General features: G+C 59.4%; 11 protein-coding genes and 1 tRNA gene. 6 read left to right on the forward strand and 6 right to left on the reverse strand.

The window, feature by feature from the left end:
• Window positions 1-37 precede the first annotated feature (37 nt).
• The gene (gene ykgO, locus AC2FF8_RS13315; RefSeq protein WP_005648635.1) at window positions 38-163 is read right to left on the reverse strand and encodes a type B 50S ribosomal protein L36; all 126 of its coding nucleotides are present in this window, start codon (window positions 161-163) and stop codon (window positions 38-40) included.
• Between the two features lie 90 nt (window positions 164-253).
• Window positions 254-328: transfer RNA gene (locus AC2FF8_RS13320), tRNA-Val, on the reverse strand.
• Window positions 329-476: 148 nt separating this feature from the next.
• Between AC2FF8_RS13320 and AC2FF8_RS13325 the strand changes: the two genes are divergently transcribed.
• Complete coding sequence (locus AC2FF8_RS13325; RefSeq protein ID WP_496879913.1) at window positions 477-1,337, forward strand: N-formylglutamate amidohydrolase; 861 nt, start codon at window positions 477-479, stop codon at window positions 1,335-1,337.
• 2 nt (window positions 1,338-1,339) lie between these two features.
• Here the strand turns inward: AC2FF8_RS13325 and AC2FF8_RS13330 are convergent, their stop codons facing one another.
• Entirely contained in the window at window positions 1,340-2,593 is a 1,254-nt protein-coding gene (locus AC2FF8_RS13330) for a DNA polymerase IV (RefSeq protein ID WP_170347374.1), read from the reverse strand.
• Window positions 2,594-2,931: 338 nt separating this feature from the next.
• Window positions 2,932-3,642, reverse strand: a complete 711-nt coding sequence (gene pyrF, locus AC2FF8_RS13335) for an orotidine-5'-phosphate decarboxylase (RefSeq protein WP_170347373.1) — start codon at window positions 3,640-3,642, stop codon at window positions 2,932-2,934.
• 87 nt (window positions 3,643-3,729) lie between these two features.
• Between pyrF and AC2FF8_RS13340 the strand changes: the two genes are divergently transcribed.
• The 3 genes from AC2FF8_RS13340 to clpB all read left to right on the forward strand — a co-directional run bounded on the left by AC2FF8_RS13340 (window position 3,730) and on the right by clpB (window position 8,142).
• Entirely contained in the window at window positions 3,730-4,986 is a 1,257-nt protein-coding gene (locus AC2FF8_RS13340) for a tetratricopeptide repeat protein (RefSeq protein ID WP_496879914.1), read from the forward strand.
• Between the two features lie 93 nt (window positions 4,987-5,079).
• Window positions 5,080-5,397: a hypothetical protein gene (locus tag AC2FF8_RS13345; protein ID WP_170347371.1), complete on the forward strand. Its 318-nt coding sequence runs from the start codon at window positions 5,080-5,082 to the stop codon at window positions 5,395-5,397.
• A 126-nt stretch (window positions 5,398-5,523) separates the two neighbouring features.
• Window positions 5,524-8,142 (forward strand): ATP-dependent chaperone ClpB, encoded by a 2,619-nt coding sequence (gene clpB / locus AC2FF8_RS13350; RefSeq protein WP_480685725.1) that lies wholly within the window; start codon window positions 5,524-5,526, stop codon window positions 8,140-8,142.
• A 45-nt stretch (window positions 8,143-8,187) separates the two neighbouring features.
• Here clpB and AC2FF8_RS13355 read toward each other — a convergent pair whose 3' ends face one another.
• Entirely contained in the window at window positions 8,188-8,673 is a 486-nt protein-coding gene (locus tag AC2FF8_RS13355; RefSeq protein ID WP_257599875.1) for a hypothetical protein, read from the reverse strand.
• A 171-nt stretch (window positions 8,674-8,844) separates the two neighbouring features.
• Window positions 8,845-9,660 carry a cyclase family protein gene (locus AC2FF8_RS13360; protein ID WP_171364160.1) on the reverse strand — a complete coding sequence of 272 codons (816 nt, stop codon included), beginning with the start codon at window positions 9,658-9,660 and terminating at the stop codon, window positions 8,845-8,847.
• Window positions 9,661-9,991: 331 nt separating this feature from the next.
• Between AC2FF8_RS13360 and msrP the strand changes: the two genes are divergently transcribed.
• Window positions 9,992-10,894: a protein-methionine-sulfoxide reductase catalytic subunit MsrP gene (gene msrP / locus AC2FF8_RS13365; RefSeq protein WP_257600893.1), complete on the forward strand. Its 903-nt coding sequence runs from the start codon at window positions 9,992-9,994 to the stop codon at window positions 10,892-10,894.
• A 4-nt stretch (window positions 10,895-10,898) separates the two neighbouring features.
• Entirely contained in the window at window positions 10,899-11,513 is a 615-nt protein-coding gene (gene msrQ / locus AC2FF8_RS13370; protein ID WP_170347367.1) for a protein-methionine-sulfoxide reductase heme-binding subunit MsrQ, read from the forward strand.
• Window positions 11,514-11,791 lie beyond the last annotated feature (278 nt).

Consider the following 11,791-nt stretch of genomic DNA (forward strand, 5'->3'; position numbering starts at 1 on the left):
CGAAGGCGCGGCTCTTTGAAGCGGTGTTTCGCCGTTCTCAGCCCTGGCGAGCTTTGAACTTGCGCTGCGTCTTGTTGATAACGTAGACGCGGCCTTTGCGACGCACAACACGGCAGTCGCGGTGCCGATTCTTGAGCGAGCGGAGCGAGTTCTTGACCTTCATGGTCTGTCTCCAATCTGCGGCGCCTTCATCAAGGACGTGGCCAGCGCCTGGGTTACTCGGGTGTCCCGGAACTCCGGAACAGTGAAATCATGGTGGGCGGTACAAGGATCGAACTTGTGACCCCTTCGATGTCAACGAAGTGCTCTACCGCTGAGCTAACCGCCCACTTTCCCTTTGCGTGATCAGCCCCATAACGAAATGGGGCGCGGAACCCCGCGCCGGTGGAGGGGTCTATAAAAGGAGTCGCAAAAGGGTTCAAGGGGTTTGGCAGAACTATTTTCCGGTCTATGTTGATTGCGAAGATGGAGGGATCATGCAGAACGCAGCCTTTGTATTGGATATGCCGGAAAACCGCAGTTCATGCGTGGTTTTTTCATCTCCGCATAGCGGGCGGAGTTATCCCGAAGCGTTTCTGAAGCGGTCCGTTCTGAACCAAAGTGTGATTCGATCCTCGGAAGACGCATTTGTCGATCAATTGTTTGCGGCAGCAGCCGAGAATGGCGCGCCTTTGATCAAAGCGACCATGCCGCGCGCCTATCTGGACCTGAATCGCAGTCTGGACGAACTGGACCCGGCGTTGATCAGCGGTGCCCGCAGGCATGGGCACAACCCCAGGGTCGCATCAGGGCTGGGTGTGATTCCCCGCGTTGTGGCCAATGGACGAGCAATCTACAGCGGCAAGCTGACCATGGACGAGGCGCGGCTGCGTATCGACACCTACTGGCGACCCTATCATGCACGGTTGAAATCCCTTCTGGCCGAATCACATGAGAAATTCGGCCAGGCCATACTGGTGGATTGCCACTCGATGCCGCATGAGGCGGTCGCCATGGCCGGTACGATCCGAAACAAACGGCCCGAAATCGTGCTGGGTGATCGGTTCGGTGCTTCGGCCTCGCCCGAAATCGTGGACCTCATCGAATCGGCGTTTGCTGCGGCAGGTCTGAATGTGGTGCGCAATGCCCCCTTTGCCGGGGCCTATGTGACGCAGACTTACGGCCGACCCACCCGCCAGCAACACGCGATCCAGATTGAAATCGACCGGGCCTTGTACATGGACGAAGAAAAGATTGCGCCGAACGCCAATTTCATGACGTTTTCGAAACTCCTCCGACAGGTGGTGCGCGACATATCCAAAATCGGTTCAAAACCTCTCCGTCTGGCGGCGGAATGAAGCTAGCGCAAAGCGCGGCCCTTCACGATTGCTTCCGGGCCGAACCTCTGGCGGATTTGGTCGGTGGCGCGCTCGGCCTGTGATCTGCGGACCGCGTCGGGGTCAAGCAGGTCGCCGGAAATGTCGGCCTGATCCGCCGGGCACAAGTCAGACAGCCCACACCCCAAAAGGCGGTACGGCCCCTGATCCCCCACCTGATCGAAAAGCCCTTTTGCGGTGCGATAAATCCTGTCCGCGATCTGCGTTGCGTCCCGCAATGACACGCGCCGCGTCAGAACTTTGTGGTTGGCTTTCTTCAGCTTCAGCGTAACGACCCGGCCAGCCAGATCCTTGGCCTTGGCCCGGTCCGAGACCTTCAGGGCCATGCGCCACAAATGTCCGTCCAAAACGTCAATATTGGCGGTGTCCTCGAAAAACGTGGTCTCATTGCTGATGGATTTCATCGGCTCATGGGCTGAAACGCGCCGTTTGTCCTGACCCCGTGCCAGATGCCACAGGCGATACCCCATCGAGCCGAAACGCGCAGTCAAAGCCTCCTGATCCCAACGCAGCAGGTCGTTGAAGGTTCGAATCCCCGCACGGTCCAGCGATTCCTGCGCGGCGGGGCCAATCCCCCAGATCAACCGTACGGGTTTGTCATTCAGAAACTCTGCCGTCTCGGCCTTGCCAATCACCGAAAACCCGCGGGGCTTGTCGAGATCCGAGGCAACCTTGGCCAGAAACTTGTTGTGACTCAGCCCGATGGATCCGGTCACACCCAGTTCATCTTTCATGCGTTTGACGAGGCGTGCCAACATGGCGGCCGGGGGGGCTCCGTGCAGGCGTTCGGTGCCGGACAGGTCCATGAAAGCTTCGTCCAGGGACAGGGGTTCGACCACCGGTGTCAGTTCGTCCATCATGGCGCGGATGTCCCGTGACACCTGGGCATACACGGACATGCGTGGTTTGATCACGACGGCATCGGGGCATAATTGCAGCGCTTTGAACATGGGCATGGCGGATCGCACACCGCGAATTCGGGCCACGTAGCATGCCGTGGAAACGACGCCGCGTTTGCCGCCGCCGATGATGACAGGCTTGTCTGCCAGTTCCGGATTGTCCCGCTTTTCCACCGAAGCATAAAAAGCATCGCAATCCATATGAGCGATGGACAGGTCAAAGAGTTCGGGATGAGACTTTATCCTGGGGCTGCCGCAGGCCGTGCAGCGCCGTTCGTTTGTCAAATGGGTCAGGCAATCTCGGCAAAGACCGGGCATCTGCGTCCTCGTGTGTTCCGCAGTTGTCTTGGGGGTCCTTTATATCATCCAGTGATATCGATCAAAGATCATTCAGAGAAAAGAACCCCCCGCGCTTCGCGGGGGGGAAGTAACGAACCTCAGGAAGAATAGGTTCGTTGGGGAGTAAATCCCCTTAAGAATCGCCAAGATTTTCGGGCTGAGATAGGGTAAAGCGCGCTTTTGAAAAACTCGCTTTTTGAATGTGTGTTTTCTGGCACAGGGACGATTTGGCGCGGATTCGCGAAAAATTGACGTAAGGTCAAGCTGTTGTGGCGGTATTTCAGCATGAATCCCTGCTGAAACGATGACCCTGCTAATCACGTTTTCAGAGAATTTAGCTCGGTCAAAACGGCTGCGGCCGCGGATTTCGGATCTTCGGCCTGATAAATGGGGCGGCCAACTACGATGTGATCCGCTCCGTCCTGGATGGCGCTGGCCGGTGTGGCCACACGTTTTTGATCGCCCAGGGCCGCGCCTGCCGGACGCACGCCGGGGGTTACGATCAGTCGGCCCGTCGCCTGGGGCAGGGCGCGGATCAGGGCGGCCTCCTGCGGGCTGGCGATCACGCCGTCGGCCCCGGCCTCGAAGGCGTGGGCGGCGCGTTCCACCACCATGTCCTGAACGTCACCGGCCTTCATCATGCCGGCATCCAGATCGTCGCGGTTCAGCGAGGTCAGGATGGTCACCGCAAGGATCTTCAGATCCTTGCCCGCCGCCCCTTCCTTGGCAGCACGCACCACATGCGGGTCGCCATGCACGGTCAGGAAATCCAGATCGAACTGCGCCAGCCCCCGCACTGCGTTTTCCACCGTGTTGCCGATGTCGAACAGCTTCATGTCCAGAAAGATGCGCTTGCCGTGTTCCTGCTTGAGCTCATTGGCCAGTGCCAGCCCGCCGCCTGTCAGCATGCCCAGGCCGATCTTGTAGAACGAAACGGCGTCGCCCAGCGTCTCGGCCAGCTTCAGCCCTTCCAGTGCGTTGGGGACGTCGAGGGCGACGATCAGGCGGTCATCGGCGGTTTGGGGCATTGGTTCGACCTTTCAGGCTTGACGGGATCGGCGCTTCTGTAGAGCGTGTGGCGCATTGAGACAAGAAAAGACGCAGGAAAATACGGGATGATACGGTTGGGTGTGGTGGCCTCGGCGGCTGTTTTGGCCGGGGCGGGCGCGGTCTGGGCCGGTGAAACGGATTGCGGCGAGGCCCGACTGGTCTGGGCGGACGTCAAGGACAGCGGGTCGGCGACGGCCATCGAGAGTTTTGCACAGATCTACGCCGATTGCCCGATCTATTCGCAGCTGGCGCGCGACCTGCTGGTGGGGTTGACCGGCGAGGCCCCTGCGCCTGCAAAGGCCGACGCCCCCAAGGAACCACAACGGCGCCTGCGGGTCTCCGACCTGCGCCCCCGGCCGGAACCCGCCCCCGATGATCCGCCGCAAGAACCCGACTTTTCGGACGAAGAGTATGACTGCCTGACGGCTGCCGCCGCCCCGGGCCAGTCGCCTTACTTCGACGGGGTGAAATGGGCCGACATGGACGCCGAGAATGCGATGGCGATCTGCGCCGATTTGCTGTTGAAAGACCAGGATGTCGATGCCGAGGTCGTGGCCGCGTTCGGCCGGGCTCTGATGAAGGGCGGCAAGCTGGAAATGGCGCTCGAGTTTTCGGAACTGGCCGCCATGGAGGGCAGCGGGCTGGCGATGAACACGCTCGCCTCGCTCTATAATGATGGCGAGATCGTTCCCGAGGACGCCGAGACCGCGTTTGCCTGGTACATGGCCGCTGCCGAAACCGGTCTGCCGATGGGGATGCACAACGTCGCGTATGGCTACGAAAACGGGAAAGGTGTTGCGCCCGACATCGACAAGGCGCTGTACTATTATCAAAAGGCCGCGTTCTTCGGATATGAGCCGTCTCTGCTGCATCTCGGCGTAATCTATCGCGAAGGCACGCACGTCACGCGCGATATGCGGCGCGCGGTCGACTATCTGAAGATGGCGGCCCGAAACGGCAGCGCCGATGCCGCGGCGCGTCTGGGCTATATCTACGAGATCGGCGAGAACGGCTATACCAAGGACATCGAACAGGCGCTGGATTATTATTTCCAGGCGGCCAAGCAGAACAATGTCGTGGCGCTGCACAATCTCGGGTCTTTGACCTATCACGGGCGGGACGGTGTGCCCCAGGACACGGAAGCGGCCCTGTTGTTCTGGGGCAGGGCCGCAAAGCTCGGCGATGTGAAATCGCAGCGCAAATTCGGCCGGTTGCTCTATGAAATCGGCGATGTCGAAGAGGCGCTGAGGTTTCTTCGCCTCGCGGCCGAGCAGGGCGATGACGAGGCGCAACAACTGATCCGGCAGATCGAAGGCGATTGAGACCCGAGGCCGGGGGACATGGTTTCCCCGCACTGTCTCAACTGTGCTATGGTGCGGCCATTCTGAATCGGAATTGCACCAAGGGGACAGACCATGAAGCACCTCATTCCGCTGGCTGCGGCAGCGGCCATAGCGGCCTGCACCGACACGCCGCCGACCGCACCCGAAACCGGTGCCGCACCGGCCCCCACCAATGACGACCTTTACCTCGTAGGCGGTTATCGGTCCGAGGATGACTGGTGCCAGTTGACCGGCGAAACCGCCTTTACAGTCAATTTCCTTGACCACACCGCCGACCTTGTATCCTGCCCCACGGGCAGCGCCGCCGCGCAGTCGCTGGTCGAGACGAACGACGCCCAGCAGGTGGCCGAAACCGGCGGCTACACCGTCTATACGATTCCGCGTGGTTGAGGCGTTCTTTCACTCTTTAGCCTCTTGAAGCGGCGGAGAAGTTTCCCAGATTGAGGTCAAGGCCCGGACCACTGCGTGCTGCCAAGCGGGCGCAAATCCACCGGGCGCTTGGAAAAGGAGAATACCATGGACTTGAACAAGTTCACCGAACGGGCACGGGGGTTCGTGCAGGCGGCGCAGACCATTGCACTGCGCGAGGGGCACCAGAGGCTGGAGCCCACACATATACTCAAGGCATTGATGGATGACGATCAGGGGTTGGCGAGCAATCTGATCACCCGCGCAGGCGGCGCGCCGGACCGCGTGGTTGAGGCGCTCGACGCTGCAATGGGCAAGATCCCGAAAGTCAGCGGCGATGCGAGCCAGATTTACATGGACGGCCAGACTGCCAAGGTTTTGGACGAGGCCGAGAAGATCGCCACCAAAGCGGGCGACAGCTTTGTGCCTGTCGAACGCGTGTTGATGGCGCTGTGCATGGTCAAATCCAAAGCCAAAGAGGCGCTGGAAGCCGGTGCCGTGTCTGCGCAAAAACTCAACGAAGCCATCAACGACATCCGCAAAGGTCGCACTGCTGACACCGCAACGGCGGAAGAGGGCTATGATGCGCTCAAGAAATATGCCCGCGACCTGACCGAGGCTGCGCGCGAAGGCAAGATCGACCCGATCATCGGCCGCGACGAGGAAATCCGCCGCGCGATGCAGGTCCTGTCGCGCCGCACCAAGAACAACCCGGTTCTGATCGGTGAACCCGGCGTCGGTAAAACCGCGATTGCCGAGGGCATGGCCCTGCGCATCGTCAACGGCGACGTACCGGAATCGCTGAAGGACAAGAAGCTGCTTGCGCTCGACATGGGTGCGCTGATTGCCGGTGCGAAATACCGTGGTGAATTCGAAGAACGCCTCAAGGCCGTTCTGACCGAGGTCACCGAGGCCGCCGGTGAGATCATCCTGTTCATCGACGAGATGCACACGCTGGTTGGTGCGGGTAAATCCGACGGTGCCATGGATGCTGCCAACCTGATCAAGCCTGCGCTTGCTCGGGGTGAGCTGCATTGTATCGGCGCGACCACGCTGGACGAGTACCGCAAATACGTCGAAAAAGACGCGGCCCTTGCGCGCCGGTTCCAGCCGGTGATGGTTCAGGAACCGACGGTCGAGGACACGATCAGCATTCTGCGCGGTATCAAAGAGAAGTACGAGCTGCACCACGGAGTCCGTATTTCGGATTCGGCGTTGGTATCGGCCGCGACCCTGTCGCACCGCTATATCACCGACCGCTTCCTGCCGGACAAGGCCATCGACCTTGTCGACGAGGCGGCCGCGCGTCTGCGCATGGAGGTGGACTCCAAGCCTGAAGAACTGGACCAGTTGGATCGTCAGATCCTTCAGATGCAGATCGAGGAAGAGGCGTTGAAGCGGGAAGACGATGCGGCATCGAAGGATCGCCTGGAAACCTTGCAGAAGGATCTTGCCGAACTTCAGGAAAAATCCGCCGAGATGACCGCGCAGTGGCAGGCCGAACGCGACAAGCTGGCGGGCGCGCGGGAGTTGAAGGAACAGCTCGACAAGGCGCGGGCTGATCTGGAAATCGCCAAGCGCGAAGGCAACCTCGCCAAGGCGGGTGAGCTGTCCTATGGCATCATCCCCGAGCTTGAGAAAAAGCTGTCCGAGGCCGAGAATGCCGAAAGCAACGCCATGATGGCCGAGGAAACGGTGCGTCCGGAACAGATCGCCAGCGTTGTCGAACGCTGGACGGGCATCCCGACCGCAAAAATGCTCGAAGGCGAGCGCGACAAGCTGCTGCGCATGGAAGAAGCGCTGCACGCCCGCGTGGTCGGCCAGGACGAGGCCGTTACAGCTGTGGCCAACGCCGTGCGCCGGGCCCGCGCCGGTCTGAATGATGAAGGGCGGCCGCTGGGTTCGTTCCTGTTCCTTGGGCCAACCGGTGTCGGTAAGACCGAGCTGACCAAAGCCGTCGCCGAATATCTGTTCGACGATGAAAACGCGATGGTGCGGATCGACATGTCGGAATTCATGGAGAAACACGCGGTTGCCCGTCTGATCGGTGCCCCTCCGGGCTATGTCGGCTATGACGAAGGCGGTGTGCTGACCGAAGCCGTGCGGCGCAGGCCCTATCAGGTCGTGCTGTTCGACGAGGTCGAAAAGGCGCACCCGGATGTGTTCAACGTGCTGTTGCAGGTTCTGGATGATGGCGTTCTGACCGATGGTCAGGGCCGTACCGTGGACTTCAAGCAGACGCTGATCATCCTGACGTCGAACCTCGGGTCTCAGGCGCTCAGCCAATTGCCTGAGGGTGCCGATAGTGCGCAGGCCAAGCATGACGTGATGGATGCCGTTCGAGCCCATTTCCGGCCCGAATTCCTGAACCGTCTGGACGAAACGATCATCTTCGACCGGCTGAAACGGTCGGATATGGCTGCGATTGTTGACATCCAGCTGGGTCGTCTTCTCAAACGCCTGGCCGCGCGCAAGATCGACTTGGTACTGGACGATGCCGCCAAGGAATGGCTGGCCAATGAAGGCTATGACCCGGTCTTCGGTGCCCGTCCGCTGAAACGCGTCATCCAGCGCGCCTTGCAGAACCCGTTGGCCGAAGCTCTGCTGGCCGGTGAGATCAAGGACGGCGAGACTGTTCCAGTGACCGCCGGGCCCGATGGTCTGATCATCGGTGACCGGTTGGGAACTTCAGAACGACCCCGCCCGGATGATGCCGTGGTGCATTGATCTGAAACCGTGAACTGAAAGGCCCGCCATAAAGGCGGGCCTTTTTCATGTCGGCTTTCCATAGCCTTTGTTCAGATAATCACTGAGAACCTTCATCCAGACCTGCGCTTTCTCCATTGGAAACTGGGCCGTGAACCTCAGCTTCACAATACAATTGTCCACGACGCCGACTGCCAGAAGTTCGGACAGGCCATCCGATGCTTTGGCCTCGGCCCGATACGGCAACACCTGCGACGGATCACGCAACTGATAGGCGTTGATTTCGCCAAGCTCGGCACCGCGCCGCGCAGCTATTGCAGCGATATCGCGTGCAGCTTGCCTGAAGCTTTCAAGGGCCATTTCGGATGAGACGTCCCTTTGTTGATGGTCATAGAAGAAAACCGTGATCTTGGAGGACGGGTCTGCGAAAGTGGCGGAATAGCCGAGGCCCGGATGGCTGTCTTCATAAACTTCAGACCCGATCTGGTTCAGATCGCTCAGGACCTGCGGCGCGCGCTCAAACAGCTTTTTGCACGATTGAACATCAGCCAATGCCGGTCCGCACAGCAAAGACAGAGAAACAACAAGTGGTTTGAGCAACATGGAGGCAGGGTGTCCCGAACAGATCAAGAATGCACGAAGTCTTGGTCTGCAACTGTGGCGGAGTTTTGGCCCTGCCGAAAAAATGGCCGGGCGGGCGTTGGTCAGCCGCCCGGGCATTCGTCAGATCAACGCAAAGATCCGGGCCGGCCCGCCGGTGCCCCCTTGGTGCTTGGGTGCGCCGATCACCAGCGTTGCACCCGACGCAGGCACGCGATCCAGCCCAGCCAGACATTCGATCCCGAACCGGCCTGACGGCAACCACGCGTAATGCGTCGCGAAATCTGCGGACATGCCGTGATCAAGAGACAGGGTATCGACGGCAATTGATCGCGCTCCGGTCTCTTCCATCAGCATCTGCGCGGCTTCAACGTGGAAGCCCGGGTAATGCTGCGCTTCGCCGTCGAAATTGCGGAACTCATCCGTGGCGGTTTTGCCTGCCCATCCGGAGTGCATCGCCACGCAGGCACCATCAGGGATATCGCCATTGGCCGCAATCCAGGCTTTCAGATCGTCCGGGGTGACGCGCGTGTCAGCGTCTTCGGCCGCTCGGGCGGCGATGTCCACGACGCATAAGGGGGCGACCAGATCCGTGACGGGGATTTCATCAACCGACGTCCCATCCGCCGAGAAGTGAAGCGGCGCATCGATATGCGTGCCCGTATGTTCGTTGATTGACAGGTTGAACAGATTGAAGCCGTGATCAGCAAAGTTGAATGCTTGCTCGGCGGAAATGCCGGGTTCGCCGCCCCATGTCGGGAAATCCGGGCTCAGCGTATGGGTCATATCCTCGACACCGCCATGCCCGGCCGCCAATGCTGCCGGCGCGACGGCCCCGGTTGCGGCTGCTGCAACACCCGAAGCGGCGGCAGCTTTGAAGAACCCGCGACGAGACAGCATCTTGTCTTTGACGGCATTCATTACGCAGATATCACACATTTTTCTTCCTCCCATTGCGGCCAAAAGGCTGCAATCGCAGCCTTGCCTCGCGTTCGGCTTGGCGTGGCGCCCGTATGACAGAGTGCAGCCTTGCGCCCGCAGTTGTAAAGTTTTGTGCCCGTGTTCTGACGGTAATCCACGAAAACCGCGGTTTTCCGCCGGGCACCAAAAGTTCTCGGGTCTATGGTTTCCGGTGCTGAAAACGTTACTCGAATGCTCAGTCACATCGGAACGTTACAATCACGTCGCTCAATCGTTACGCCTGTTTCCGTGGCTCTGTGCTATCAGCGCACTACGTCACCACTGACTGTTGCACATGACGGAGACCCATATGGCGCATCGCTGGACCAACACTTTGACACATGCCGACGTCACCCCCCGGGCGGCGTTTCTCAACCGGAGGCAGGTTATGGCCGGGCTGGCAGGTGTCGGCCTGACTGCGATGGCCAAACCGGCGGCAGCACAGGATGGGTTGGAGCCGAACACGTGGGAAGAGATCACCACGTACAACAACTACTATGAGTTCGGGACCGGAAAAGATGACCCGGCGAAATATGCTCATACGCTGGTGACCGAACCCTGGAGCGTCACGATTGACGGTCTGGTCGACCGTCCCGGTGACTATGATTTTCAGGCCATCCTGTCCGAGATGACGATAGAGAAGCGGATATACCGCTTCCGCTGTGTTGAGGCTTGGTCGATGGTAATTCCGTGGAACGGATTTGAGCTGGCCGACCTTCTCAATATGGCGGGCGTGCAAGACGGTGCGAAATATGTTGCTTTTGAGACGGCCTATCGCCCGGACGAGATGCCGGGAACGCGGTATCCCGTTCTTGATTGGCCGTACCGAGAGGGCCTGCGCCTGGACGAGGCGATGCACCCTCTGACGATCATGGCAACCGGAATTTACGACCGCCCGATTCCCAACCAGAACGGCGCGCCTTTGCGTCTGGTCGTTCCTTGGAAATACGGCTTCAAATCGATCAAGTCGATCGTTCGGATCACGCTCACCAAGGATGAACCGCCCACCAGCTGGAACATGTCCAATCCACGCGAATACGGGTTCTACAGCAATGTGAATCCCAACGTGGACCATCCACGCTGGTCTCAGGCTTCCGAACGCGAGATCGGGGGCGGGCTTTTCGCGTCACGTAAGCCGACCCTGATGTTCAACGGCTATGAACAAGAGGTCGCCAGTCTTTACGAGGGCATGGATCTGGCCAAGAACTATTAGAATCATGCAGTCGATTAACCAGACACTCCGCCGTATTCCGGTATGGGCGATATATCTGCTGGGGGCGTTGCCCGCGCCCTGGCTGTTTTATCTTGGCCTGACCGGTGGTCTGGGGGTCGAACCGATTGAGGCGTTGGAGCACAGATATGGGGAACTGGCCCTTCAGTTGCTGATTGCCGGTCTGGCGGTCACACCCCTGCGCCGGCATGTCGGTCTCAACCTGATGAAGTTTCGCCGAGCGATCGGGGTGCTCACGTTTGTATACGTCGCGTTGCATCTTCTAGTGTGGCTGGTTCTGGATGTGCAGCTTCCCAGCCAGATCTGGGCGGATATCCTGAAACGCCCATACATAACGGTCGGCATGACGGCGTTCCTTCTTCTGCTTCCGCTGGCGTTGACTTCCAACAACTGGTCCGTGCGCCGACTGGGACCGCGCTGGCGCAAGCTGCACCGCCTTGTATACGCGGCAGCACTGTTGGGGGCGATGCATTACCTCTTGCTGGCAAAAGGGTTTCAGATCGAGCCGCTTGTTTACCTGGCTACCATCATCGCCCTGCTTGCCCTGCGCCTGCCGATTCCCAACCTGTCTTTGTGGTCCAACAGGGCCGATTCCGCCTGACTCGGAGGTGAGTCTGTGGGTAATCATGTGCATAACGCGCTGAACCGGGAATTCTGACCTGCCTTTACATGGTTGGCGGCGGCAGCACGCTTTATTGACTTGAATTAAGTATATGTAATTATTTGATAAATGAACTTTTCAAGAATTTCTTCTGTTTTTGTGTATTTTCCACTTGCGGGTTTTGTTGGTTATACTTAGAACCCCCTTCACCGGCGCTGCTGAGGCGGTGCTGATGGGTCGGATAGCTGGCCTGACGGACTGGAAAGACGGTTGAGACG

The sequence above is a fragment of the Ruegeria sp. YTSA144 genome (genome assembly GCF_059610125.1).